The sequence below is a fragment of the Bradyrhizobium genomosp. I (2014) genome, from assembly GCF_000261685.1.
Lineage (GTDB): Bacteria > Pseudomonadota > Alphaproteobacteria > Rhizobiales > Xanthobacteraceae > Bradyrhizobium.
The window spans coordinates 1-26,877 of record NZ_AJQE01000375.1 but is presented as its reverse complement, the minus strand read 5'-3'; the positions used below and the strand labels follow the sequence as shown (position 1 = coordinate 26,877).

The 26,877-nt window shown below is 57.8% G+C and carries 21 protein-coding genes and 1 pseudogene; 8 read left to right on the top strand and 14 right to left on the bottom strand.

Annotated elements, in window-relative coordinates; genetic code table 11:
* The first annotated feature begins 1,093 nt into the window (after nt 1–1,093).
* Nucleotides 1,094–1,729, top strand: coding sequence for a hypothetical protein (locus IC50_RS33165; RefSeq protein ID WP_014497829.1), 636 nt, complete (start codon nt 1,094–1,096; stop codon nt 1,727–1,729).
* A gap of 7 nt (nt 1,730–1,736) precedes the next feature.
* Here the strand turns inward: IC50_RS33165 and IC50_RS33160 are convergent, their stop codons facing one another.
* From IC50_RS33160 to IC50_RS42140, 3 genes are all read right to left on the bottom strand, one after another.
* Nucleotides 1,737–2,117, bottom strand: coding sequence for a hypothetical protein (locus IC50_RS33160; RefSeq protein WP_035715346.1), 381 nt, complete (start codon nt 2,115–2,117; stop codon nt 1,737–1,739).
* A gap of 131 nt (nt 2,118–2,248) precedes the next feature.
* Nucleotides 2,249–3,856 carry a carbohydrate porin gene (locus IC50_RS33155; protein ID WP_223153702.1) on the bottom strand — a complete coding sequence of 536 codons (1,608 nt, stop codon included), beginning with the start codon at nt 3,854–3,856 and terminating at the stop codon, nt 2,249–2,251.
* Between the two features lie 507 nt (nt 3,857–4,363).
* Nucleotides 4,364–4,720 (bottom strand): hypothetical protein, encoded by a 357-nt coding sequence (locus IC50_RS42140; RefSeq protein ID WP_162131007.1) that lies wholly within the window; start codon nt 4,718–4,720, stop codon nt 4,364–4,366.
* A gap of 413 nt (nt 4,721–5,133) precedes the next feature.
* On the opposite strand from IC50_RS42140, the gene IC50_RS33150 reads away from it, so the two are divergent.
* Complete coding sequence (locus IC50_RS33150) at nt 5,134–5,652, top strand: hypothetical protein (RefSeq protein WP_011084803.1); 519 nt, start codon at nt 5,134–5,136, stop codon at nt 5,650–5,652.
* A gap of 408 nt (nt 5,653–6,060) precedes the next feature.
* Here IC50_RS33150 and hemN read toward each other — a convergent pair whose 3' ends face one another.
* On the bottom strand, nt 6,061–7,398 hold the full coding sequence (gene hemN, locus IC50_RS33145) for an oxygen-independent coproporphyrinogen III oxidase (protein WP_035715344.1): 1,338 nt from the start codon (nt 7,396–7,398) through the stop codon (nt 6,061–6,063).
* 1,649 nt (nt 7,399–9,047) lie between these two features.
* On the bottom strand, nt 9,048–9,764 hold the full coding sequence (locus IC50_RS33135; protein ID WP_011084806.1) for a sulfite exporter TauE/SafE family protein: 717 nt from the start codon (nt 9,762–9,764) through the stop codon (nt 9,048–9,050).
* A gap of 1,248 nt (nt 9,765–11,012) precedes the next feature.
* On the opposite strand from IC50_RS33135, the pseudogene IC50_RS39545 reads away from it, so the two are divergent.
* Nucleotides 11,013–11,147 (top strand): annotated as a pseudogene (locus IC50_RS39545) (LuxR C-terminal-related transcriptional regulator); the annotation flags it as partial.
* 347 nt (nt 11,148–11,494) lie between these two features.
* Here the strand turns inward: IC50_RS39545 and IC50_RS33125 are convergent.
* From IC50_RS33125 to nodD1, 9 genes are all read right to left on the bottom strand, one after another.
* Complete coding sequence (locus IC50_RS33125; RefSeq protein WP_014497822.1) at nt 11,495–12,220, bottom strand: outer membrane protein; 726 nt, start codon at nt 12,218–12,220, stop codon at nt 11,495–11,497.
* An 822-nt stretch (nt 12,221–13,042) separates the two neighbouring features.
* The gene (locus IC50_RS33120) at nt 13,043–13,288 is read right to left on the bottom strand and encodes a hypothetical protein (protein ID WP_011084811.1); all 246 of its coding nucleotides are present in this window, start codon (nt 13,286–13,288) and stop codon (nt 13,043–13,045) included.
* A 963-nt stretch (nt 13,289–14,251) separates the two neighbouring features.
* Nucleotides 14,252–14,614 (bottom strand): hypothetical protein, encoded by a 363-nt coding sequence (locus tag IC50_RS33110; RefSeq protein ID WP_014497821.1) that lies wholly within the window; start codon nt 14,612–14,614, stop codon nt 14,252–14,254.
* A gap of 1,478 nt (nt 14,615–16,092) precedes the next feature.
* Nucleotides 16,093–16,644: an ABC transporter substrate-binding protein gene (locus IC50_RS33105; protein ID WP_244429698.1), complete on the bottom strand. Its 552-nt coding sequence runs from the start codon at nt 16,642–16,644 to the stop codon at nt 16,093–16,095.
* Between the two features lie 147 nt (nt 16,645–16,791).
* Nucleotides 16,792–17,082 (bottom strand): ABC transporter substrate-binding protein, encoded by a 291-nt coding sequence (locus tag IC50_RS42135; protein WP_035715340.1) that lies wholly within the window; start codon nt 17,080–17,082, stop codon nt 16,792–16,794.
* A gap of 424 nt (nt 17,083–17,506) precedes the next feature.
* Nucleotides 17,507–18,220, bottom strand: coding sequence for a MerR family transcriptional regulator (locus tag IC50_RS33095; protein ID WP_193374179.1), 714 nt, complete (start codon nt 18,218–18,220; stop codon nt 17,507–17,509).
* A gap of 122 nt (nt 18,221–18,342) precedes the next feature.
* Nucleotides 18,343–18,552 carry a hypothetical protein gene (locus IC50_RS33090; RefSeq protein WP_014497819.1) on the bottom strand — a complete coding sequence of 70 codons (210 nt, stop codon included), beginning with the start codon at nt 18,550–18,552 and terminating at the stop codon, nt 18,343–18,345.
* Nucleotides 18,553–19,138: 586 nt separating this feature from the next.
* A complete protein-coding gene (nodD2, locus tag IC50_RS33085; RefSeq protein WP_011084818.1) occupies nt 19,139–20,131 on the bottom strand; it encodes a transcriptional regulator NodD2 in 993 nt (330 codons plus the stop codon).
* Nucleotides 20,132–20,764: 633 nt separating this feature from the next.
* Nucleotides 20,765–21,709 (bottom strand): transcriptional regulator NodD1, encoded by a 945-nt coding sequence (gene nodD1 / locus IC50_RS33075; RefSeq protein WP_018646994.1) that lies wholly within the window; start codon nt 21,707–21,709, stop codon nt 20,765–20,767.
* A gap of 793 nt (nt 21,710–22,502) precedes the next feature.
* On the opposite strand from nodD1, the gene IC50_RS33065 reads away from it, so the two are divergent.
* The 5 genes from IC50_RS33065 to IC50_RS33045 all read left to right on the top strand — a co-directional run.
* Nucleotides 22,503–23,135 carry a NodA family N-acyltransferase gene (locus IC50_RS33065; RefSeq protein WP_011084822.1) on the top strand — a complete coding sequence of 211 codons (633 nt, stop codon included), beginning with the start codon at nt 22,503–22,505 and terminating at the stop codon, nt 23,133–23,135.
* Nucleotides 23,132–23,791, top strand: a complete 660-nt coding sequence (gene nodB, locus IC50_RS33060) for a chitooligosaccharide deacetylase NodB (RefSeq protein WP_011084823.1) — start codon at nt 23,132–23,134, stop codon at nt 23,789–23,791. Before IC50_RS33065 ends, nodB begins: the two co-directional genes overlap by 4 nt.
* Before the next feature lie 14 nt (nt 23,792–23,805).
* Nucleotides 23,806–25,263, top strand: coding sequence for a chitooligosaccharide synthase NodC (nodC, locus tag IC50_RS33055; protein WP_011084824.1), 1,458 nt, complete (start codon nt 23,806–23,808; stop codon nt 25,261–25,263).
* A complete protein-coding gene (gene nodS, locus IC50_RS33050; protein WP_014497813.1) occupies nt 25,190–25,819 on the top strand; it encodes a nodulation methyltransferase NodS in 630 nt (209 codons plus the stop codon). Before nodC ends, nodS begins: the two co-directional genes overlap by 74 nt.
* Before the next feature lie 13 nt (nt 25,820–25,832).
* Nucleotides 25,833–26,877 (top strand): carbamoyltransferase N-terminal domain-containing protein (locus IC50_RS33045; protein ID WP_035715336.1); only part of this gene is annotated, 1,045 nt, incomplete at its 3' end.

Here is a 26,877-nt window from a genome sequence, read left to right as displayed (position 1 = left end):
TCTTCCGACCCAGATCGTCGCGCTATAAATAATCTCGAAAAGGATCAATGAGGACAGAGTGTGCGGGCGGCCGCCGGCGCTCAGGCTCACCGCCCGCAGCAAGCCAGCGTTCGATAGTCCTCACGCTCATGGCGATCTGCGGCGCGATCCCGCGCGGCGACAGACCGGTGGCGCGCAAGTCGAGGATTTCGGCATGAAGTTGCGCGACGATTGAGAGCCGCGGGCGACGGCTCGTCAGATTCTCGAAAGTTTGTTCATAGTAGGACTAGCTCAATTGATTGCATGACGAGAGGCTAATGTGGAACCGCACAATTTTGACGTAACTGCCGGGCCGCGGTACAGGTCTCGCAAGAGCATCAACCCGACCGATCCGGGCAAGACGACTTTGAGCAGCAATTAAACGAGGTGCGCGAAGCCGATAACGCGATCCCTGACGGTGGGCCACGCGGTAGGCCCTCTACCAATGTGTCTAGCTACACCAGCAGTCCCCGGCCGAGCCGATGAGTGCACTTGCCAGGAGCAACCTCTTGCCAAGCGAGGTCCTCATCAACGATGAGCGTAACACAGCTGAGTTGAGAGCAGCGAAGAGGCCAAGGGCCCTAAAAAGTCCGCAAGGCGTTGCCATTGAGCAGCAGCTGAGCGAGTTCGCCAATTCAGGCGGTGGTGGAGCAATGTCAGCAGCCTCCGCGATGTAGCCGGCTCAATCAACTGGGATTGTGGTACGGGGGCATCAGTTGGACAAGCGGCCTGTTTATCCGAGGATGCTCCCGAAATCTTGAGGCTTGAGGAGGCTCTCATCAAAGGCGGGATGGTCGCCGGTGGGGCGAAGCAACATGCAGGCGCTCTTCTTAGCTTTAGCCGTTGGCTCTTCGCAAAACGCAGACCGAGCATTGTTGCTCGGCAGGACAATAAGTCGCTGAGCAATGGCGGTGACGTATACGAGTTCGTCGGAAAGGGAAATCCCAAAATCCTCCTTGTAGCATTAGACCATCTCCGCACCTTTCGGTCGACGGGCGAAGTCATCGTACGCCAACGGAGCGGTCGCGCCCGCCCCCCGAACGTGGCCCCCATCCATCCCGAAAGCGCGGCACTGATGGAACCGACGCTCATCGGCGACGCCGCTGCACAGCACAGGGCCTCGTACGAAGCTAGCAGTCGGCGAGAGGAGCTTCGGGACGGGCAGGAGGATCAACCCGCCCCGTCGGCTTTCGTCCAAGGGCACGTCGCGATCAATCCCGAGCAGCTTCATCAGTGGGAGCTTTTGCAAGTGCTGGATCATCTTGATCATCAACCCATTCCGTCACCAGCCTCCGTCCCTTCGGACAAGCTTCAGCGACTGGAAAAGGACTTACAGGGCGAGTTGCACCGACACCCTGCCGCGTCGTTCTCCGCCGATCCAGAAGAGTTTAGTTTCGATCTAAAGCAATTCTCTCCAGGGGAGCTTCGGCGATTGCTTGATAATCAATCCATGCCGTCCCCCGTCTCCGTCCCCTCAGAGGAGCTTCAGCGACTAGAAAAGGACTTGCAGGATGACTTGCGCCAACACCCTGCCCCGTCGTTCTCCGCCGGTCCAGAAGGGCTTAGTTTCGATCTAGAGCAATTCTCTCCAGGGGAGCTTTGGCGATTGCTCGATGATCAATCCATACCGTCGCCAGTATCCGTCGATCCAGATGACTCGGCTCTAAATTTAGGGCAGTCTGATCTTCCCCGAAAGAGTGGAGGGGTTTAAGCGGCTTTTAGCTCCATCTCGATCGGGCGATATATCGATGGCGGAATGGAGCCGGGTTCGGCTCGTAGAAGCCCTCGATGAAAGCAAAGATAATGCGCTGGGCGTCGGCGCGGTTATGGTTGCGATGACGAACCAGTGTATGGAGGAAGCTCTCCATCGGGGCATTGTCGTAGCAAACGGCCTCGCGGCTCATCAACGCGGTGATGCCGGCGCCCGCGAGACCGCCTCGTCTCATGCAATTTGGTTCTTTGGTGAGGGTTGCGGAATTCACGGGCGCGAATAAGGTCATAAGATCAGAATCGCAATCGATGCCCGCGATTCGCCCTTGCTCCATGCCTTCCGCTCGCTGGTTTCCCCCGAGCTTACGATCGTCCAGGTCCTTCCCCATGCCGATAAAGTGGTGCTCGTTGCTCGGTCGAAGGTCGCGCTCTCGTTTCTGTCACGCTTAGCCGACTTGCCGTGGTAGGGTTCGGTCCCATGCGTCACGATAACGTCGGAGCAGAACGGCGCTTGCGATGATCAGAAGAATATCAACGTAGATATCAACAGATTGAGCGCGTGTTCCGTTTGGGGCGTGTGTGTGATGATTGTCGGGTAATGAATGTATGACAGTCCGACGCTTGCATATATCCCCGGAGCGAGATGCGCGATGTATGTTCCCGTGACTGCTGTGCTATCGCGGTGCGCAAGCTGGCCTTTTGCCAGAGCAGCATCCACTGCAAGCTTACTCCAGGCCGTGTTGGTCGCCACGAGAGCAATCAGATCACTGGGCCGGCTATCAAAAGGTCCCTTTGCATAAAGACGAAGCTCGTAATACCGGCTGATCCTGTTGCGCTCAGGTGGAGCTCCCATGACGGAGAAGCCGCCGTAGATGCCGCGAGACGGCGACCCAAGGGCGTCACTCTGCCAGAGCTGCCTGTCCGCAGCGATGTAGTGAAAATTATTTCCGCTCTCCCTTTGTTGCTTGGGATCCGCCAAATTCGTGTAGCGGCTCCTGTTCAAACCAACGCCCGCCCGCAGCCACGTGTCGGGTACGCCGGGAGCAGCCTTGCTCTTGTAGCCGGCTTCTTCGACAAGAAGGATGCCTGCATTGGCCGTGCTCCATTTCAAGCCGGTGGGATTCTCGGTTATATGGGCATAGGCACCATCTGGACTGATTGAGCGCTGGACGGAGACCTTGTTGTACAAGCGAGCGTCAAAATTGTACTTCAAGTTGGCCGCTGGCGTGGGCGCGGCATTGGTGCTCATCCCAGCCTGGAACAAGGCAGACATGTTCGATCCTGTGATTCCTCCGAACAATGTGCCGGTGAATTCATTCTGGTTTCTGAGGTAGCCAAGTTTGAGTTCTAGTGTCCTGTTGAAGAAAGTCTGGTAGTAGGCGAGCGTATTGAGTCCCACCCGATCTGGCCCTGGGCGATCCCACGTCCAGTATTGCTGCTCGGCCCCTACGACAATCTGTCCGTCGGCAATGCCAAACCGGCTCAGATCGTAGGTGACGATCATGAAGTTCGCCGACGCGAAAGTCGGATTCTGGCCCATATAGAGCTGGTTTGCGATAGTGCTTCTGGCTGCATGCGGTAGCTGGTTGCTTGCAAAGGAGTTATGTGTCCACCCGATATAGCCGATGCCGACGTCCGCCAGCGCAGATCTAACGCCCCCCTTGTCCTGATCAATCGTATCTGCAGGACCAGGGATGGGGAACCACAACCCTTTTTCACGCAGATTGTCGTACCTTTGGAAGGGATCGATCGTTTTTTGCGGTCTCGTCTGAGCAGCCCTGTCCGCATTGCCGCGCTTCTCCAAAGGCACTCCGGGACCTGCTGCTCGCGCCGGGGCAGGAGGGCGGATTGCCTGACAGATCAGGTCGATCGGGAGCTTTGCGGCCCGGTCGGAAGTCTTTCCTCTTTTGCTGGCCTGATCCACAGGGTGGTTACTAGGATCAAGTCCGCTCGCGGTTTGTGCCAGTACGGGATTGCCGACCAGACAAGCCGCTAGCGAAAGTGCGATAGCAAGCCCAGATTGCTTGCCCCTTGGTCTTAAATTGAAAGAAAGTGCTGCCGTAGCCGAGTATGTCCGGGGCGAGGTCGTCGCAAGAAGGCAATCACGCATGGCGTAGTTCGGGTCCATGTCTGCCGGCCATGAATATGCGGCCTGATTGGCCCGAAGTGAGCTCGCGGCGGCGTGTGGCACGCGCCTGCTTCCACATCGTCATTGCAAGCGCAGCCAAGCAATCCAGACCCCCCCGCAGTGGCAGTCTGGATCGCTTCGTCGCCAGCGCTCCTCGCAATGACGAGCAAGCGGCATCGCGGCTGTCGTTTCGCGTCCGTGGGGGAGGGGGACGAGCCAGAACTCGATCTATCCGAACAGAGCCACTCAGGCTTCCTGAACCTCTCAGCTCGCGGCGCGAGGATGATCTGGTCCGAAACTTTGGTTGTGCGTGACGCCGGTGCGCCCAGAGCCAGCGGAGAGCGCTGGCTCGGCAAATGCTCACGAGCGCGCGGAGCGTTCTGTCCTGGCCGCCAAAGCGTTGCGAATGTCCACCTTGCTCACTGTGCGTCAGGCGAGTCTGGCGGTGGTGCGCATCTGCATCGAAGGCGGCTTTCTGGACCAAACGGCAGCCACCCGAAAGCAAGGCTAGCCGTGCAAGAGGCTTGGCTTCACGAAGCGTTTCATTGGTATCGTTGTCAGCGAAACACGAGACGATCGGCGGGCTTGAAGGCCGAAGAGCTTTTGGATTTGCGCGCGCGGCAACCACACCACAACATCCAACGTGATAGCGCAGGGGACCGGAGGAATCAGCCATCGAGCAGCTTTGGCGGATATCGGCGAGCAGTTGCTTTCTGCCGTCGGCGCGGCAAAACCTGTCTTGCATCCAAAACCTTGATGTGCGCGGCGTTCGTTGGTTACGCTTGCCACGTGCCCGTCATCTCGAACAACCTGCCGGAACTGGTAGTTGATCAGGTGCAATGTTTGCCGGTCCAATCGCGCCATTGCGGCTCGGCCGATCAGCCGTGGCGCTTACGTGGCGCGTCCCAGACGAGGTTGCTGGTCTGGGCAATGCGTGAGGCGGGGCTCCATCGAACACTTGCAGGAATCAGTGGACGGTTTGCATTCGTGCCGGGGCACGGTAAAAAATCTGCAAGGTTCTTCTGAATGATGAGAGAATGCTGCGCCATCGCCGACTACGACGAGAACCATTGCTCGCTGGTGGCGCTATCATTGAGAACGCGCGCAAATTGTCGCGTTGCTCAAGAAGGAGCGTTTCATAGGAGTAGGCGCAGCCGATCGGGAAGCTCACCAAGATTGATTATTGTCGACGCTGGCAGCTCCTGGAACGCGGGAGCATCGCGAGCTATCGCGTCGACAAAATAAGCCTGCTGGAACGAGATCTTGAGCGAGGGACAATGGACTTGATTGATCAAGCGGCCGCTTCAGACTTGCGGCCGCTCTTGCACGGGCCGTCAAGACGGATTCTCCCGGTTTTGGTGCTCCCGCTTATCCTCGTCGGCTCGTGTGCTGCTAGCGCCTGGCTTTGGGCTAACCTTGAAGAGCCTGTCGAGACGCCGGAAAGCAGCGAAGTCGCTTCAACGATGAGCCTGCCACCGGAGGACAGGGCATCCTTGTCCGAGATAAAGTGGGCACAGCAGAAAAATGGTGATGAGATCGCAGAACTCAACCGCCGGATCGATGCCCAGCGGGATGTCCTCAAAGGGGTCCTGGATCAGATCACCATACTGACTTCGCGGATCGATGCGCTGCAGAGTTCAACACCTGTCCCTTCTGCTGCTTCCGAGCCTCCTTTGTCGCCAGCCCGGGCTGTTTCGAGCGCCGCCAGGAAACGCTTCGGGCGGTCCAAACCACAGGGACCTGTTTCCGTCGGAGGCGCGCCAGTGATCGCCGGACCGAAGACAGCCGAGCCTTGAGTCTGGGACGCTGCAGGCGTCGTCGAGTGTCCAACTGTGCTCGAGGAGGTGGACCGTAGCTTCGCAAAGCTGCCTCCAGCCGTAAATTTCCCGAAGCTGGTGCGGGCGCCGGCGTCTCCAGCGGCACGTCGCTGAGGCCGTCACCATCATCAAGAGCAGTCAAGGGGAGGTGGGGCAGAGCCCTTTCGGCATGATCGAGCCGTGGCCCTGAACGGCGGAATCCGCTGCGCTTCTCCTTCAAATCAGCTTCCCTTTAGTCAGCCCTCCCGGTTTGAGGCCATATCTGAAAGATCGTTGTCATGACACCGCCGCTGCATCCTCGAAATCTGGCCTGTCTGCCGGAGGTGCCTCTTCAGATCATTCCGTCGCGAAGAGCTTAAATGTTTGAGATCTGCTCACATGCGCGGCTTAGTTAATAGGGATACGGTCGAGATAGGTGTCGAATGCGGCAGCAACAGCACGAACGAGAAACCGGTGTTCCTGCTTGACCCGAATGAATCCCTCTTCAATGTCCACTATCCCGTCTTCGGCGAGCATTCCCAGCCGGTCGGCCGAATTGAGAAGAGGAATTGGATCAAATCCGTGAGCAGCACAGATCGCTGGTACGTCGGCCTGCAAATCGCACATCAGACGCTCGATAATTGCGGCGCGGAGGCGATCTTCGGGGGAGAGGCAGTAGCCTTTTGAGGTTGCCGGACGACCAGCCTGAATGTGTTGGTGATAGGAAGCGGTTGCGCTCTCGTTCTGAACGTAACCCTCACGCAGACGGCCGATGGCTGACGGACCTAAGCCGATCACGGTTTTGCAGGTATCAGCCGAATAGCCCAGGGAGTTGCGGCGAAGCTGACCGGCTTTCTGCGCCAGCGCGAGCTCGTCGTTGGGCAGGGCGAAATGGTCGAGCCCGATCTGGCGGTAGCCAGCCGAGACCAGCGTATCTGCGATAGCCGCGGCTTGCTCGGCGCGGGCGAGATTATCCGGCAGCGCCGTCTCATCGATCTGGCGCTGACGTTTCATATAGGAGGGGACGTGAGCATAGCCGAAAACTGCAAGCCGGTCTGGCCGCATGGCCAGAGCCGTCCGTGTAGAGTCCACGCAAGATCGCACCGTCTGATGCGGCAGTCCGAAGAGGAGGTCGAAATTGATGCGGCTTATCCCATGCTGGCGAAGGCTTTCGACGACAGACGCCGTCTGCACCTCGCTCTGGACGCGGTTGACCGACCTCTGAACCACCCCGTCGAAGCTTTGCACGCCGATGCTCGCGCGATTGACGCCGGCCACTTGTAATGTTTCAACCATCTCGGCTGTGAACGCACGTGGGTCGATTTCTATGGCGATGGTAGCTGATTTGCTGAACGCGAAGCAGCGTCGCAGGAGTGCCATCAAGGCGAGAAAATCGGCCGGTGCAATAGTAGTCGGCGTCCCGCCGCCGAAATGCACGTCGCTTACCGGCAGCGCGCGAGGCGCTTGCTCTGCGACCAAACGTATCTCGGCATGCAGCGTCGCCAAGTACTTGCGGATCGGTCGCTCGCTGCGAGTGAGGCTTGTAGGGAAGCCGCAATACCAACAGATAGCACGACAGAACGGAACGTGGATGTATAGCGACACGGGATCGTCGGGCGGCAGCCGCCTCAACCATGTCTCACAAGTCTTAGCACCGACGGTCGCGGAGAAATCCGGCACGGTCGGGTATATGGTGTACCAAGGCAGGCGAGCGTCGCAATACTTGTTCAGGAGATACGTCTGCAAAGCCTAACTTTCTCATGGTCGAGCGGCATAAAGCTGACCGATGCCCACTGTTATGTCTTTGCGTTATGTCAAACGCGTCTAACGGTTCCTGAGATCTGGCCTGCTCTCGACGTCACGGCCAAACGCAGCGTTGGGGTTCATGCCTGGAAGTGAGCGCCGCTCGTCCGCAATTATTCGGACGTTTATGGTGGCATATGAATTTCTACGAGGACGCTCGAATTAGCGCGGTGTACCGCGACTAGCCGTGCGCAGTATCAATCGCTCATCGGGCAGCGTCGTTTCCGCATTCCCCCTGGCGTGCTGCCTTTTTGCGACGGAAACAGGGATCTTAAAACCTCAGCAGGGCAGCTGAGCTTGTTGCTGGACTTCCGAGGAAAGGCCGACGTGGTTGCTCCGCAATCGACGGATGCCTCCCGTTCAAGGCCGGAGCGTCACGGAGATAAGTGACTTGCTAGAGCAGAGCGCGATGTGCGATGTGCGATGTGCGATTGCAGCACGTGACGCTGCGTGCGATTCAAGTCTTTTGTAGCAGCTCACGAAAAACTTTTTTGGTTTCCAGCATAAAATCAATGAGCCTCAATTCCGCCACGCTGCTTGTCTCATTGCCGCAAGCATCATCACGGATGTACTGATGATGTTGGGGTGGCCCCGGCGCACTTCACGCCCCCGGCAAAGTGCGTCGGGACGCCTTGGTTCGCCGGCGTCTCGTTCAGATCCAAATACATGTCACTAACTCACAACGAGTTGGACGTCGTGCTGATGGCAAACGCGAGCTCGGAACGATTTGCTGTACTTTCTATTCTGCTTCATCGGTTGAGGCGTTTTGTTTCTGATAACGCCGTTGCAGCTGTTGATCGGCCAGATCGCATATCTATGCAGCGAGTCTTCATTGGCGTCGCATCAATGCGATGGACCTCCAGATTCGGTTCCACATAAGTCGCCTGGTGAGGCGTCGATCATCCCGTCACAAAACATTCCTACGCTGCGAGCTGGAGGCCATGTATGCAGGAGCCGGGGTGTAAGGTTGTGCCTCATGATTACAGAAAATGGGATTCGCATCCTGGCGTTCCAGTCCATTCACACTGGATCGATAAAGTGTCTGTTTCGAAAACCAATCGAGCGTGGACATCATCTTCGTAATATTCTCCATGAGGACGCAGCCCACACGCGCGCGAGAAAGGAGATTGCGCGGCCTTGCAGAAATACTATATTGAGAGTTCATCGCCCTATCGCTCCTAACCAAGTCGAATGCGCACCCTGGCGCGGTCCTCAGGGTAGTGAGAGCTTGCCGGATCGCCATCGATCAGGTGCTCTTCGTCCGGCACGCTTGATTGAAGCGTCGCGCCAGGCCATAGCCGAGATCGGCGTACGCCTCGTTTGCTCGCCCGGCCTGCCCGACGTTGATCCTGCAGGTCGATTGGAAGCGCGAATCGGATGCGATCTAGTACTGACCGTCCGCCTCAGGACGATGCGGAGCGCGCTCGGATCCGCCTCACCCTCGCTCGACCCTACGGCTTTTCGCGATCGTGTTGGCGGCTTTCAGTGTTGGGCAAGGCGCTCGGACCAGGCTTGAGCCGCGGCTCGCAGAAACCTTGTACTTCGATCTGACCGCGCTGGGATCGCCCGCATGAAAGATGCGCGTTTCCACTTTAAGCGCGAACCAATTGAATGCCGGCAACGAGCAGAACGGCCGCCAGTATGAATCTGATGGCTGTCTGGCTCAACCATTTCAGGCCGATTACTGCTCCAGCGACCGCCCCCGCCAGCGTGAAGATAGCGTATAGAGCCAAATCCGGAGAGGGAAATTGCCCGGTGAAAAGAGCTCCGACGAAGCCGACTGTGGAATTGGCCAGGATAAAAGGGGGTGATAGCGCGACGGTCTGCCTCGGTGATGCCCAATTCAGTGCGATGAGCGTCGGGGCGAGGAACACACCGCCGCCCACCCCAGTCAGGCCAGAAACGAGGCCAAGGACCGCGCCAATGCTCACGCTTTCCCGGAGCGGAATTTCGCCGACGCGATCGACAGCTCGTCCCCGCTGCATGATCATCACTGCGCTCGCCAGAAGAAGAACGAGTCCGGTTAGTGTTTTGTACATGTGCTCCTCGAGCACAATCAAGCCACCGGCAAGCGACGCTGGCATTGACGAAAAGAGAAGAGGGCGCAGGATTGTCCAGTCAACGACCTTGTTGCGGTTGAACAGCCAAGTAGAATAAGCCGCGACGACAATGTTGAGACCAAGCGCCGTGGGGCGCGTCTCTGTCGATGACATACCAAAAAAAGCCATTAGCGAGAGGAATGCAGTCCCGCCAGCCTGGCCAACGCTCGCATATAGCAGGGAGATGATCGCGAAGAGCAGGGAAGTCATGCTTCACATATCTTGGCGACGATCTTCGCCCGTTTTATTAGCAAGCCCATCATGATTCGTGCATCTGGTGCGGCCTAATTGTATTTCCGCTCGGGGCGGATCTAAGCGGTTCGCCGGAATCGTGCGGCCGGAGGTGTAGTCAGTTCAAGTTCCTTAGCGAGTGCCATGTGTGGACCCTCCCATCAATTGCCGAGGTTGGTAGTTGACTGGGCCCCAATAGGGGGCGTTTGAGGCCCTGAGAGGACGGCACTCGAGGGGGCGGCCGAGGTGAGCTGCCGAGGTGAGCTGCATTTGTTGCTGTAGCTTACCCCGTGCCGCAGCTCGCAATGGTACTGTCGCCTTCCCTCCCCATGTCATGAATGCTTCGAGGCACCTACCTCGCAACCAACCGTCCGCATTCGAAGTCCTTTTGCGACGATTGATTTTGGCGAAATCAACAGTTGGTATGGCACTTGCTAGTCCGATCTGGGGGCCTCTCCTTCTGGAATGCGCATGCAAAGTGTCTTCCGCATCAAACAGGTTTCGCGACTGCGCCTATCGCTTGTTGCGTTTTTGACGTGGCCCATTTCTGTCCGTTCGGTTCGTTTGTACCGGGCCTGCCGGACGGGCCCGATGAAATGCCGGACAACGATGCGGGGAGTATGGCGTCTGCATCGGATCTTCCGTTCAGCTCATCGATCGCGTCACCGACGCTGTCACACGCCGAGAATCAGCGACAGGTTAGCGATGGATGATTCGCAAGATTGGGAAAAAAGATGACACTTCTGTTGTCTTCATCTCAAAGCAGGGAATTGGTACTGACAAGACGCAGATCGAGTCTCGCACTGAAAGGTGCGTGCTCTACCTTACGTGTAGTTCAGAGCCCAAGATCTCCTCGTGCTCGCCCGAGAGACAAAGCGAAGCACCGTTCGGACGCAACTGCGTTTTCTCGCCATGCAAGCTAAACCGACCCAAGCATCTAGCCGTGCGTGCGCTCGGTTCTTGTCGCCAGCACAGTCCCGGGGCCCTCGGCCCTTCTATCACTGCCGGCATGAGTAAGATGGAGCATCCTTGTGTTCGCATGGAGTCGATCCGCACGGACGACAGGCGATGATCTCCGAGTTCGCCAGCTCGCCATCAGCGAGCACTTTGTCGATCGCCTCGGAGCAAGGATGATGACGCTATTCGGTTGTTTGACGATGCGATCATCCTGGCGCAGTCGCCGGCAGAGCAACGAATGCGGCCAATGGCGTCGGAGAAGGAAAATCGTTATGGGAAATTGGGATGATCCTGGAAATCAGCGAGAATGCAGTCAATTTTCATGTCAAGAATACGATGGGAAAGCTGGGTGCGACCAGCCGGATTCAAGCAGTCGCGATAGCTATTCGCCTCGATGTTCTTTGAATTCAATTGAGGAACGACCGCCAACTGTCACATCTTTGGCTTCCAGCTTCTGGCAAGTTGAGCACGGTGCTTTCGGTGAACTCGCAGATATAACCCTCCTTTGGGCAAGTCTGCATCTCGCGCTGGGTGAGGTTCTGGGGCTTCGTAAGGTCGGTAAGATGTGGAATCGGCCGATCTAATGCTCACTGGTCGGAGCATGGCTCTCTCCACCAGCGGGTGATTCTTTGCTCAGATGAGCCCGCACCGCTTGCTCGGGACGTCGGACAGGGGTCTAGGGAGAGGAACAGCTGAGGAAAGAACCCCGACCGCGGGCCGGGGTCCCGATTCATCCAAACGCGTGGAGATCTTTATCTGGCGAACGGCCAGCCAAACTTGTAGTTGAGCCGTGCCGTGATGAGATCGACGTCCTGGTGCGCGCGATCCGCGCCAAGGGCCGCTGGGAAGCTTATGTTGCTGCGCTGCATGAACAAGTGGTTATACTCGACGCCCGCTGACCAGTTCGGCGTGAGGCTGACTTCGGCACCGGCGCCCAGCACGCCACCCCAACGCACATCATTGTTTTTGCCAAGCTCGGTGCCGGTTGCCACCGAGTTGACGTAATAGGTGTTGCTGGTCACCGCAGCACCGCCCTTGCCATAAAGGAGCACAGCATTGAACGCGTATCCGATATGGCCCGTGAGTAGGCCGAATGCATCTGTCGTGGTGCCAACGGTGTCTGTCGGGAAGGCGGTGCTGACATTGGAGCCGCGGAAGTCGGCCCAGTTGCCCTGGCCTTCGAGGCCGTACACCATGTTGAAGATTTGCCAACGATAGCCGATCTGGCCGCCAACGGTACCGCCAGTCGAATTATGGCAGCCCTCGGAAGTGATGCCATTGAAATCCCAGCAATTGTGGCTCGTTCCCCAGCCACCGTTTGCGCCCATATAGTAGCCGGACCAATCGATAATCGGGGCCGCGACCGGCAGCGGTGCCGCCTTGACCTTGACGGGCTGCCCGGCCAGATCCGTGCCGAATGAGGGGGCGGCCGCACAGAGTGCGCCGATGCATGCAGTCAGAATAAGAATCTTTTTCATTCGCGTGTTGTTTCCTTTAGGTGCCCCAGGCACCGTGCCGTTTAACAACATGAACGCGAATTGCTGTAACTGGCGCACAACATGTCTTGGAAAGAAACGTGCCCAATCGCCCGCGGCGTCAGATTGCGGAGCTCGCGGTTTCCGCTGCTTTGCTTCTACCGAGACGCTGTGGCTCGGCAGTGGTCGCCTCGCGCGGATCATCCTCTTTGAAAATGATCGTTCATGATCACCTGCGACGCGGAGCAAAGCCAAAAGGTGTTCGGCTCCTTCCGTCGCTAAGCTGCGGCAACGCCCAGCCGCACTTACAGTACTGGATCGATGGCACGCCTCAGGCGCTTAAGGTCATTCTTCCGGCAACACGGACGTGCTATCGCTTGCAATCGCGAGCAACGCGATGCCGATCGATTGCAGGCTCGATCGCTTTGGCTCTGGAACGACCACAAGTCTAGCTCGATGGTCCGTCAACTTCGACCTTGATTGATGGGTCGGGAAGCCCACTGCGTGCTAGACAGTGCTCTTGCTTGAAGTTGCGCAAGATCGTGCCGAGCTCAAGGTCACCGTGGTCGGTTTCCTGGCGCGAGCGAATACCAGCGCGGCCGCCCCGTCTCGCCGCCGTCTGGGCCTGGTGTTCAGCTTCCTGGTCTCGGCCGCCAGAGGAGCTGTAGAGGCAACAGCTTTCTCGAGCGCTCTCGTTTCAGCGGGGCCGCACATGATTAGAGAAAAGTCTGCTCGACCACGCACTGGCCCGAATTTTCCACCGTATGAGGCGCCCTAAATGCCTTAACGGCGCCGGATGCTCTCGCCGCAATAGGCACAAGCGAGTCATTGCCCGGTCGACGGTGCCAGTTCAGCCCGCAAGTTGCGTATCGCCTCGTTGGCCAGATTCAAAGCATTCCGTTCGCCGTTTCTTATCGAGCACTCGAGGTAAGTGCGCAATCGGCTATGAAGGACGGCCTTCAGATTATGTGCCAGCAGCGGATCCTTCTCGACAAAGCTCCAAGCCTTGTCAAATGCGACGCTCACAACGGCATCTGGCACCTGCACCTGCTCGGAAAAGATCTGATCCATCTCTAACGCTCCTCGACATCCTGATACAAGGAAGTACCTTCTCAAAAGCAACCGGATTGTGTTGCGTGTCTCAGCACGAAAGACATCTGCTCTTCAACCTCTTCCACGCTACTCCCGGGACTTCAGGAGAGGATATAGATGCTTGTTGAAGTTGCGATGACCGAACGCCGTAATGCCCGCGCAATTCGAAGAAATTCTGAAAAGAGTGAAGCGAGTACGAGTTGTCGTGCCCTTCATTGCCGTCGTGGGCCTCTTGGTCGGTCACCAAATTGTGGCTTTTCCTTCATTCGGAAGATCGGCCCCCACGGGTTGCGGTTAAAGCCCAGCATGATGAAAAAGGCCGCCTACTCTTTTCCCACTCTCAAGAAGCGTTCAAACCGCAATGGCGCTTGTGACGTCGGATTTGGGGTGATGTAGCCTGTTCCGGATGAGACTTGTCTGCTTTGCGACAAGTCTCGACGCCTATTGCCGTGTGATATTCACCTGCGCGTGGCTTTCTGCTCCGGCCGTGGTGTTTGTTACCGGTCAGGCGCCTAAGAGAGGGAACGAGATGCAAGGGCAATTGCACTTTCCCCACGGCGGATTCTTAGTCGTTTGGCAAAGAAGGGCCGGGCGCCGTCGGTGTGGGTTCAATACGGAGTTGCGTAGGAAAGCCGGCGCAGCGTGGGATCGGCGGCGCGCTTCCGAGCTTTGGATACTTGCAGCTCGTGAAAGGCGTCGAGGGACAGCAAGGCCCAGCTAGATCGAATGCGTCGCCGGCGGCGTGAGATAGAGCAAGCCTGATTTCGAAAGTGGTGGCGAACTGTTGCCATATGAAAGGCCAGCGGAAGCGGCGCGCTTACGGACGGTGAGCCCATAAACAGCAAATGTCGATCCCTGGTGTGTGCGGCCTAAGTGTAACTGTCAGCCCAGCCATAAACGTCCGCTCAACGCCATCAATCTCCAAAAAGCGCAAATGAAATCTCAGTCCGCTGCCGCACGTGAAAGAATGAGCTTGGCGATCGTCAATCGATTGGCGGAAGTCCGCAGCGCGGCCGGTAATGCCGCCACAGTCTGATCAAAAAGGCGTCCCAGAATCTGAAGGTCCTCGGGGTGGTAAACGCCACGGTCTTGCGACAATCGCATTCGTCCGTGGCCGGTTCTTGTATCGCCAAGCTGGCCGAGCTCCAGTTCCGCGGTGATCATTTGGCCTATGAGGGCATTAAGTAATCGGATCGCTTCCAGCTCGTTGCCTTCTTCGCGCATGAGCCCAGCCACGATGTCGAGTTGCAGGTCGACGCGATCCTCGAGGTTTTGTATGCGTGAATTGGAAGGGTCAAGTTCCACGGTATTTCTCCAAAGTGGTGAAATGCAAGACAGGCGGAGTAGAGGTATCGTTTCCCGTTCGCCAAACGGCGGACGCTTCGCTGGACAAATGACTGCTGCACAGGAGGCGCTTCCGGTCCCCTGGAAGAGGGGGCACATATGTGCCGCGAAAGGATTGCAAAAGTGCAATGAGCGTCTAGGGAAAAACGAAAAGCGTTGCCGATGGCGCGGGATTTGAATGGATTCTCGAGCCGCCCAGTGCGTTCGGCAACAGCGGTGACTCTGTTCGGGGCCACACAGCTGATTGTACTGCTCTGCTTGGAGCCGCGGCAACAGCGCCGGACTGTTGAGGCGACCCGCCTGGTCAGAGCGAAAGGTCCAGCCCGCACCCCTGCGAAGGCCAACTCACCTGCCCGAGTTCTACGCTGCGGAGGCATTTACCATCGCCGAGTGTGCGTGATAGCTGTCTTCTTAGAGCAATCAAGTATCATGCCCAAAGGGGCAGGCAACGTCGTGTAGATTGCGCGCCAACTGCGACTGGTCACCGCACTGCATTCGTGCCCCCACGTGTCTTGCCGTCAAACATTGCTCGAAGCAGCCAAGAAGCACGTGATTTGCTCTGCGACCAAGTGATCCATTATCACGCGACATTCGTGAACACTGCCTTCCGTAAGCCGGCGATCGACTTATGCGGTGTTTGGCTTCAATTAGTAAAATAGAAAGTGTTGATGGGATGCATCCAGTTCGTTGATAGCGCAGGCGAGCAATCTCACCGCCTTCATCGGAGCCGGTTGATTGGTTCTCCTGCTATCCGGGCTAGGAAGCATAGGGAATGCCCGGGCAGGCGGCTGAGCCGCTGATGACCCGCCATGCTTGAGAGCGCACGAAGTAGCGGAACGAGTAGCGTTGACTTGGACGCCAAAACCTTGGTGCCCCCGCGGCCAAGAGAGGCATGCATCCCGGCGCCGGCTATCCACCAGCTCTCGCTACCCGTATACTCGGCTATAGTCTAGGTAGTGGGCCTGATTGCTTCGTGCCGTCCCGCTGTCTCTTCCATTCGTGGATCTGAGATTGCGCGATATAATCCAGGCTAGAGAATGCGTAGATGCTGGTCGGGCACGAATCTGACAGAAGGCGAACGCCTCCAACAAAATCCGTGCTTGTCCATAAAGAATCGTTAGCTTCGCTTTCCTAGTCCTCAACCTTCGATCACTGGCTGCATAAGGGGCATGCCTTCAAACCTAGCAGAACGGTAAATGGCCGCCTCCGAGGCCAGTGCTGCAGACGGGATCAGACAAGGGGGCTGCTATTTGTCTATCATCGGGCGTAGCACCTTCGGCAGGGCGGCGCTCGGTAGCTCTGCGAGCGCCGCAGCGAGCGCGAAAAACGCTGCAAAAGCAGCGAATATAAAAGCGCTAGCGAGCATTGCTGCGACAACGTTCTGAGGGCGTCTCATCATTCGAGATACTTCGCGTGGGGAATGCTGCGTTGCATGAAAATCAGTACTTCTTGACACGCTCGACATGACCGTCGCGCCAGCGATAAACCAAAAATCCAGAAGCCGAGTTGTCCCTCCTTTTGTCGAACCGGTCGATCGGTCGGGAACGAAGCGCGCTGGCGACCCGGTCAGCATTGAAGGAGCCGCTCCGGTTCACCGCCTCTGCCCAGGCTTGCACAGCGGCACAAGCGTATAGTGTGTAGCCTTCACCGGGCAGCCCGGAAGCTTTGAGTCCGGCGACCGCACTGGCAGCATTGGCGTTCCCAGCGGGGTTGGGCATGAAGGTAAACAATGTGCCATTCCCAGCGCTGCCGGTAATGGCCCAGAATTCGGAGGTCATCAGCGGATCGTTCGCCATGACCGTGAGGTCTGCTTTTGCTTCTGCTGCCTGGCGTACCAACAATCCGACTTCGGTGTGGTAGCCGCCGATATAGGCGACGCGCAGCCGGTCCTTCTCCATTCTTGAGAGCAAGGCTCTGAAGCCCCTTTCACCGGCAACATAGCTTTGCCGGCTCACCTGCCGTCCCAATCGATGAAGCCGGGCTTCAACCACGTCGACAATCCCCCTGCAGCAGTCCTCTTGTCGTCCAGCACCGCGATTTTCTCGAGGCGATAATTCGTGTGAATGTACTCGGCGGCAACGGCTCCCTGTTGGTCGTCGGGCCGCAGATCCGAAAGACAGTCTCAAGGCCGTGCTCTGTTAGTTGAGGAGTTGACGAGCCTGGTAACACCTGGACGATGCCAGCTTCTCGTAGATGTCGGAGGCCGGGATCGACGAAGAGGAACAAAAATGGCCAACCACCAACAGGATCCGCTCTGTCGTGAGCTTATTCGCGACTGCGACAGCTTGCCTAGGGTCGCAGGCGTCGTCAGCGACGCTCAATATAGTTTTGGCATTATCGGGAAGCTGGCCTGAGGCGTTCAGGACCTCGACCGCCGCAGCCGCACCATCGCGCATTTGCGCGCCGAATGCAGCGCTGCTTCCGGTCATTGGGCCAGCCACGGCGATCTTTATTTCAGAGCCGCGCGCAGACGGAGCGACGAGAGCGCAGAAGAGAAGCGCCGCAGGCGCAAGAGAGGCATGCCGCTTATTTACCATTGTAGAGCTTCCAATGCTCACCTGAAGTGAACCGCAACTGGTTGTAGTCAACCACGCCTGTAGACAGGCGTTGCTTGCTGGGCAAACCTGCGTTGGCCGGGCGAGCCGCCAACTACGGTAAGATCTACAACTTGACGTTACGTGCGGATCAAGCCCTTTTGGGAAGAGCGATGGAGGCGTCAGGGACGCGGATCGACCGGCGGTGACAATCCTTCCGTTTGATTCCGTAAAACTCCAAGCCGCGTCGGAGAGCGGCCGGTTCACCTAGCGTTTCTTAGCTTGCCCTAACCGGCGTGTGGAACCCGCCATGAATGCGTCAGTAAGGCTGATCCTCCAATCCGCCAAGGGCAAGATCGAGATATTGCATTAGACAGGGATCCCAACCAGCCAGACTGCGGGGCGCGCTTAATCGTGCAAGTACCTTCAGGATCATCGAAACACGTGAATCGTCGCCGGCGATTTCGCTGATCAGCAAGCGTGCTGCAACCGCGACAGCCTTTGCGCGCTCTCCGCAAGGGTGCTCGCCCCCATCCATGCAGTCGCGAAGATCATCACGGATTCGCCGCCAGCGGTCCTCTCGCTCCGCAGCTAAATTGCAGGTGCACCGGGACGTCTGACTCCGCGTCTCGGCGCGCGACATGGCGTTCAGGGTGGCAGGCAGCTCATCCACACTTACCTGCGCCTCGCTGTCGATGGTCATGTTGCGCAAACGGTCGCGCAACAGAGTTGTGCGCGCGACTTGGACTTCTATGCGCTCTAGATGTTTGCGCAGCAAGTCCGTGAGTGAGGTCGTCCCCTCCATAGCTTTACGGATCTCCACGAGCGAGAAGCCAAGCTCACGCAGCGCGCGAATCTGATGAACCCGTTGCCCGCTTTCGCGGTCATACATCCGGTGACCGCCCTCAGTGCGCTCTGTCGCTGCTAGCAGTCCAGTGTGCTCATAATGGTGCAGCGTGCGCACCGTTACTCCGGTCGCCTCTGCAAGTTCGCCAATGCGCCATCGACGCCGTCTTGGTGTAGCGCTGTTCATGTTGTTCAATTTCAAAGCCTACAACCTGACGTCACGTATGATTCAAGCGGATTTCTAAGCTCCAGTTGAATCGCCTTTAATTCATGCGCGCGAGTGGTGACTATCCTTAGAATGGCGGCTGATCAACCCTCAGGAGAAAGGGTGATCAACAAGTTCGCCAGGCGTGCCAGTTCAGCCTCGCCAGCCGCCGTACGCTCCAGGATAAGTTTGGCGATTGCTGCGCAGTTTTCTGGACTCCGCATCGACGGAGGTAGCGCGTCGACGGCGCCGTCATAAAGCCGTCCGAGGGCAGATAGCTCTTCTGGATCGAACACCCCGCTGCAAAGCTTCAACGTTCAGCTCCTTGTTTGAAATTGAGTCAAGCGCAGCGCACGTCGTCAAGACGTTTGGCTGCGGTAGGGCCAAAAGAAGTCATACCTGCGGCGCAAAGCGATGAGGATGTGATGTGCTGCTGTGTGATGCGTTCAGGCCACACGCGTTCGCGATGCTAGCTTCGACGGCACGGCAAGTCCGACGATCTCTATGCTCACAATGAACGGTGGTAGGAATCCGAATAAGCTGATCATCTCCGTTCATCGGGAGCAACTACCGACCCAGGGAGTTGACGGCAAGAGCTCCGTGCCTGGCCTACCTTCTTGAGAGAGCTGCGCCCTGCCGCGGCCGTTGCAACGTAAACGCCTAGCTTCAGTGCGAAGGCATTGCTCCGTCGCTCGCCGGCCCCGTTCCGTTCCCGTCCCTAAAAGCATCAAGTCGGCAGTCTGCCGTTTCTCGCCCCCGAGGCGGAGGTGCGAAGAGCGAAAGCGCCTCTTGCCTGCCGCAAGGATCCTTTCCCCCGGCAATAAGAGCAAGCCAGGCGAGCAGGAATTGTGTGTTGAGACAAGTGTTGGAATGTGAGGTTCGTAGACTTCGCGAATGTGCTTACGGCAACGGTGAGACGGATCGCACGAAATGTCCCGGGGGCTCCGCGTCTTCCGGGCTGCTGGTCACACGGAGCTCTTGTGTAGTTGCCATGCGGGTGGCCTCCTGAAACAAAATGTCCCTCATCCACAGACTTCCCGGGTCGCTGTTGTGAAGTGAGGGCCATTGGACCGCCTCGGTGAAGGCGGGGAATGGATGCGGAAGCTCAACGATCCGAAGGGGCATCGTTCTTTGGAAATGCCTCACGAGCCCTAATGGCATCGTGCCTATGCGGTTCGTCCCAACTATGAGAGGCGGGATCATGCTGAAGCTCTGCACGAGGATGTCGATGCGCCGCGTGGGTCCGAGATCAGTCAAAAAGGAATGCTCAACTGGCGTCCGGGGCGCACCTCCGTGCTTAACTGCAACGTGACCCATCGACATATATCGATCGAATGTAAGCCGGGGTTGTAATTCCCTATTGGTGCAGCAGCCTACGCAGACGAGTCGCTCCTCGAATAGGGCCGCTCTGGGGTGCGTGCTGGACATGAAAAAATCTGGCCGGATAACAAAATCGACTTCACCGCGGCGGAGGAGCAGCTCGTGTTCATCGGTCGGCGCAGCCAATTCGAAGCTGACGGCGGGGGCTTCTCGCGTGACGCGTGCTACGACATTTCGGAAGAGCACAACTGTTACGAAGTCAGAAAGGACGATCCTGAATCGGCGGTTCAATCGAGCTGGGTCGAACGGATGTCGGGCCATAATCGAGAGTTCAATGTGCATCAGAGCCTCGCGCACAGGAGCCGCGAGCCCTTCCGCGCGTGAGCTCAAGACAAGTTCGCGCCCCCTCATTCCAAACAGTTCATCACGGAAATGCTTGCGCAGCCGGGCAACGGCTGCGCTCATTGCCGGCTGACTAAGATTGATCTTGCGTGCGGCTGACGAGAGGTTGCGCTCAGTTATTAGAGCATCCAGCGCGACCAGAAGATTTAGATCCAGACCTTTGAAACGCATCTCTTCCTATCCGGCACAAACGTCGTTGCTGCGCAATAGCGTGCGGTGGCGCCAGCGCCTGGAGCAATCGTCTTGGCCCGCCCCAATGGACATCGGCTCATTCCTGCGCCCGGGAAAGGAAGCTTGCGAGATGACCGCAACAATGGAGAGCAGGCGGAAAGCCGATCGGCAGCGGCGGGAAAGCGTCGGGAGCTCCAAGCTAATTGGTCTTGCCGGTTCCGGCCGGCCACGCAGCAGGGTCGTTCAGTCCGCTGATGGCAGATCAGCCCAGTGTTCGTCAGCGTGCCAAAGCGCGGTGTCGACAGCTGGGTCGTGCAGCGCTTGTCACGAGAGCAACCTACAACCTGACGCAATGTGCGGTTCAAGACATTTTAGTGATAGAGCCAAACATTTGTACGGCAGGCATATTCTTCTGCGATGGTTGCCGGACGTAGCCTGAATGCGTCGTGAGCGCATCAAACCGCACCTTCGAGGTCACCACGCGCACAACTGGAAAAGGCTTCGCGACCGATCGTCGCATTGCGCGTCTGTGGCTCCTTCTCACCTCCATACCCTGGAGAGACGAAAGAAAACGGGGCACGTCGAAGGTTCTACAGTGTGCCGGGGATGTTCAGAGCGCAGCTTAAGGTAAGCCTAACAGCGCCTGCGAGTTGGAGGCTCCTGGTCCCCAGATGCCATGTTGGATGCTTCCTCGAGCAATATCCGACGCATCCAGATGCTCGCGGGGTCGGTATTGTGGAATGAGGGCCACTGCAGGGCCTCTGTGAATGTGGGCAGGGGGAGGGGCGGTTGGATGATCCGCAACGGCATCCGCTTTTCGAAGTGCCTGGCCAGTCGTAAGGGCATCGTGCCGATACGGCTCGTGTCTAGCAACAGGGGCGGAATCAGGCTAAAGCCCTGCACGACGACCTCAATTCGTCTCCTCAGGCCGTGCTCAAGCAAAAACCATTCTTCGAGGTTCGGTCTCAGTGCGCGTCCGAACTTGGCAGTAACGTGCCCCATCGAGATGTATTGTTCGAACGTAAGCTGCCGGGATAGCTGCTTGTTCGCGCGGCATCCGACGCATACGAGGCTCTCGTCGAACAGCGTCGCCTTAGGGTGCGCGCTCGACATGAAAAGTTCCGGCAGAATGAGAAAGTCGACCTCGCCCCGCCGCAGCAGCTCATCCGGTTCATCAGAAAATGGCAGCAGTTCGAAGCGCACCGCGGGGGCTTCTTGCGCCATGCGGTCCACAATTCTGCGGAAAAAAACGATCGTCATGAAATCTGAGAGAATGACCCTGAAGCGTCGGCTCGATTGAGCAGGGTCGAGCGCGTCCCGCGATATGATTGAGAGTTGGATGTGCAGCAGGGCCTCGCGAACCGGACCTGCAAGCGCTTCCGCGCCAGGTGTCGGGACGAGTTCGCGACCTCTCATAGTAAAGAGTTCATCGCGGAAATAGGTGCGCAGCCGTGCGATCGCAGCGCTCATAGCAGGCTGGCTCAGATTGATTTTGCGAGCCGCCGCTGTGAGGTTGCGCGCCGTCATCACGGCGTCGAGCGCAACGAGAAGATTTAGATCAAGTCCCTTGAACCGCATGTGATGAGTCTATCCATCGTGTGGATGTGTTCTATCGAAACAATCGATTTTACCAAACTGGGGGAGGTTGGATAGCAAACTGAAGTTTGGAAAAAGCAATTAGACGCGCCACGATGGTTTCCGGTCGTTCACGTGAGCTAAGAGAAGAGCTCCCAGACGTGGGAGCGCACCATGGGCGCGCGTTGTTGTTTCTCCTTAAGCGTGGCCGTTCGAACGCCAAGCGCGTCCCGATAAACGTTGGTATGCGGATATCATCCGTTTCCATATTTCAGGTTTACCCGCGTACAATTGAGGGCGCGTTCAGCCTCATTCTAGTGTCGAAGAATAGAGGCAGACGCAGGTTGCGGATGCCAAGAATTCCAGGCGCCGTTCCAAATGGCTCGCCTGTCCAGTGCATGTGGGGCGTGTCGAAGATGTATAAAAGCCAGTGTGATCTGATGCCGCTCCGATGCGCCATCGATGAGGCTTGCGCGCCGATGGCCGGCCCTCAGACGTCAAAGCGCCGGAGGGCGATGCGACTGCAGGCACAAAAGCTCGCTGGTGCAGACAGGTTCTGGCTAGCCCAACCGCCTCGTCGGCAGCTTCCGAGTTATCGTGAGCGCGGCATCAACCGCACGAGGGTGCAATCAAGCGATCGCTCCGTCGCGCAAAGGCCAGCGGCGCGGAGTAGGCGAGCAGTGCCGAGCTCCGACAGAGCATGGCGGCGCATCTCAGCATTCATCGGCGGTTCGGCGAATAGCGAATTGACGTGACCATCCCCGCTCTTCATTCCACCGGCGCAAGGAAGCTCGCCATGAACATTGCCGTCTCCCCGACTGCGGAAGGATCTTCTGGGCGCGCTCAAGTGCAGTGGAGCCTTCGTTGGGAAAGTGAACTGCAGCTCGCCGATCATGCCGAGCTCGCGGAGTTCTTCCGCAAGAGTTACGGACCGACGGGTGCGTTCAATGCGCAGCCGTTTGAGCGGAGCCGAAGTTGGGCTGGAGCAAGACCCGAGCTCCGCGTAATTGGTTACGACGCGCGCGGGGTAGCGGCTCACATCGGGCTACTGCGCCGCTTCATCAAAGTTGGTGAAGTCGATCTCCCTGTGGCCGAACTGGGGTTGTATGCGGTGCGCCCCGATCTCGAGGGGCACGGGATAGGCCACGCAATGCGCGTGATGTATCCCGCACTCCAGGAGCTCGGCGTTCCATTCGGATTTGGCGCGGTTCGCTCGGCCCTCGAAAAACATTTGACCCGACTGGTCGAAAGGCAGGGGCTCGCCACCCTGATGCGTGGCATTCGCGTCCGCTCCACCTTGCCGGATGTCTATCCAAATTTATCGCCGACGCGCATCGAAGACGTGATCGTCGTGGTGTTTCCGGTCGGACGCTCGATAAGCGAATGGCCGGCCGGGACTGTCATCGATCGTAACGGGCCTGAGTTGTGACAGAGCGTTCCACCCTATCTACTGTCCGCTGCGACTACGCTGACGCGGGCGGAAGTCGAGCTGTCCATTTGACCTTTGACGATGGGCCAAATCCATTTTGTACGCCAGAGGTGCTCGATGTCCTGGCGCAACATCGGGTCCCCGCGACATTCTTCGTCATCGGGACGTACGCGACGGAGCATCCTGAACTCATCCGACGAATGATTGCGGAAGGGCATGAGGTTGCGAACCATACGATGACCCATCCTGATCTATCCAGATGCGGACCTACGGAGCTACACGACGAGGTGCTGACGGCGAGCGAAGCCATCCGTCTGGCGTGCCCGCTGGCCTCGCCCAGGCATATGCGAGCGCCTTACGGCATATGGACGCGAGATGTGCTCGCAGTGGCGGCGAGCGCTGGTCTCACGGCTCTGCACTGGTCGGTCGACCCTAGAGATTGGTCCCGCCCCGGGGTTGATGCAATTGTGAATTCCGTACTGGCGAACGTACGCCCGGGTGCAATTGTGCTCCTGCACGACGGATATCCTCCCGATGAGGAGGGATTGCCCAGTGGCTCTACGCTGCGCGATCAGACCAGGACGGCGCTGGCATATCTCATTCCAGCACTACAACGGCGCGGGTTTGTAATCCGTCCACTCCCTCAACTCCACTGAAAAAACGACACCCCATGGACCTGCTCGCGACGACCAGTGCTGCCGCCGTTTCATCTTATGCGCTCCTATCGACGATCTATAAGAGCGTGCAAGCGCTTTATGCTCAGCCGGCGATCAACTCATCGCTGGACAACCTTGGACAAGCCGAGGTGGTCGTTCCTGCTGTGGACGTGATCGTGCCGTGCTTCAACGAGAATCCGAACACACTCGCCGAATGTCTGGAGTCGATTGCCAGTCAAGACTACGCCGGAAAGATGCAGGTATATGTGGTCGATGACGGATCGGCAAACCGCGACGTTGTCGCGCCTGTACACCGGATATATGCGAGCGATCCGAGATTCAGTTTTATCTTGTTGGCGAACAATGTGGGAAAGCGCAAGGCGCAGATCGCAGCGATACGCAGCTCATCCGGTGATCTGGTTCTCAACGTCGATTCCGATACGATACTTGCTGCCGACGTCGTCACGAAGCTTGTATTGAAGATGCATGACCCGGGAATCGGTGCGGCCATGGGTCAGCTGATCGCGAGCAATCGCAACCAGACCTGGCTGACCAGGCTGATCGACATGGAATATTGGCTCGCGTGCAACGAAGAGCGCGCGGCACAGGCGCGCTTCGGTGCCGTCATGTGTTGCTGCGGCCCATGTGCCATGTATCGGCGTTCCGCGCTCGCCTTGCTTCTTGATCAATATGAAGCCCAATTCTTTCGTGGGAAGCCGAGCGATTTCGGCGAGGACCGCCACCTAACGATACTCATGCTCAAGGCGGGGTTTCGAACCGAATACGTTCCGGACGCCATAGCAGCCACAGTCGTCCCGCACAGTCTTCGGCCATATCTACGACAGCAACTCCGCTGGGCGCGAAGTACCTTTCGAGATACGTTTCTTGCTTGGCGCCTGCTGCCAGAGCTCGATGGTTATTTGACGCTAGACGTTATCGGGCAAAATCTCGGCCCATTGCTCCTCGCCATTTCATCACTTGCTGCGCTCGCACAGCTCCTGATCGATGGCTCTATACCCTGGTGGACGGGATTGACGATTGCTGCAATGACTACGGTCCGGTGCTGTGTGGCAGCGCTTCGTGCCCGCGAGCTGCGGTTTATCGGCTTCTCGCTCCACACGCCGATCAATATCTGTCTCTTACTGCCTTTGAAGGCCTATGCGCTTTGTACATTGAGCAATAGCGATTGGCTATCTCGGAAAGTCACCGATATGCCGACGGAAGAGGGGAAACAGCCTGTCATCCTGCACCCGAATGCCGGACGAAGTCCTGCTGGTGTAGGGGGGCGCCTGCTCCTATTCGTAAGGCGGCGTTATCGCAGCCTCCATCGAGCCTGGCGGCGACGGAGAGTGTTTCCGGTCGCGATCGTTCGACTGTCTACAAATAAGTGGTCGGCTGATGACTCAGGACGAAAACCATCAGTTATTAGAGCGAGAGTTGGCTGTCGACGACCCGTGGCGCCTCGACACTAGTGCGTTCGAGCAGCAGCGATACGCGCAAATGCTCCGGATGTCGCGCCGCGACGGAGATGCGGCGTCTGCGCTCGAAGTAGGATGTGCAGCCGGTGCATTCACGGAGATGCTGGCGCCGCTATGCGAGCGACTTACGGTCGTGGATGTCATGCCGCAGGCAATCGAGCGAACGCGACTGCGGACCGGGAAATGGTCACATATTAGTTGGGTGACCTGCGACATTCAGCGGTTCTCGACCACTGAGCAATTCGATTTGATTGTCGTGGCTGAGGTTCTTTACTACCTCAGGGACGTCGTCGAGATGCATGCGGCTATCCGCAACCTGGTGAGTATGCTTGCGCCAGATGAGACTCTCATTTTCGGGTCTGCGCGTGATGAAATATGTCAACGCTGGGGGCATGCTGCCGGTGCTGAGACGGTGATCGCTCTCTTCAATGAGAGCCTATCAGAGATCGAGCGCCGGCACTGCTGCACCGGGTCGGCGAGCGAAGACTGCTTGATCGTCCGGTTTCTGAAGCCGGGCGGCGCGTCGGCACAATCAAACGCCGGTCATTAGGCCAGGAGGACGTATGCGCATCTGCGGAATAAAGTTGACACATGACGGAGCAATTGCTGTCGTCGAGGACGGTCGGCATCTTTTTTGCGTCGAGCAAGAGAAGCGCGGCAATGGTCCTCGCTATCAGTCCGTCGACAATCTCGATGCAGTCGTCTTCGCCTTGGCGGAGCATGGCCTGAATCCGCGCGACATCGATCAGTTCGTGATTGATGGCTGGGACGGGGAGAATGAATCGCAGTTCCAGCTCCTAAGCGGAGCGGTGCCGGTCGCGCTAAAAGGCGCGCCATATGTCGAGCGTCATGCTGAGGGCCTCCTTGATTCCGTCGACGGCTATGGCCTCCTCCTCGGAGGCGAGGAGTTTCCATATAAGAGCTACCCGCATGTCACGGGCCATGTCGCCTCAGCATATAGCACCAGTCCTTTCGCCAGCGCGGGGAAACCCGCGTTGTGTCTGGTATGGGACGGCTGTATCTTTCCACGCCTTTACTATGTCGAGCCCCAGGGCGCGCGGCTCATCGGATCGCTGTTTCCGATGATTGGCCATGCCTATGCCGCCGCGGGCCTTCACTTCGGCCCATACCGGCAGCCGAACCGCTCCAGTTGGGATTTGGGCATTGCTGGCAAGCTGATGGCCTACATCGAGCTTGGTTCCGTGGACGAAAGCATCGTGGAAGTGTTCCAGGAGCTTTATGAAACGCGCTCAGCGGCTGACACGGAGCAGGCTCGTCGCTACCGCGAAAACATCAACAATGCGGAAGCGTCTCTCGCAGTTATTCACGACTTCTTCGAGTCAAGCGCATTGCGCCTGAAGGCCAAGCGCGCGGAGGACGTCCTCGCGTCGTTTCATGTGTTTCTGGAACGTCTTCTCGTTAAGGAGATCGCGATGGTTCTGCTACGGCACTCGTCGCTTCCGGGAGCGCGAAATCTATGCATCGCCGGAGGTTGCGGTCTCAACATCAAATGGAACAGCGCGCTTCGCGCGACCGGATTATTCGATGATGTCTGGGTGCCGCCGTTTCCAAATGACAGTGGCTCGGCAATCGGCGCGGCGTGCGGCG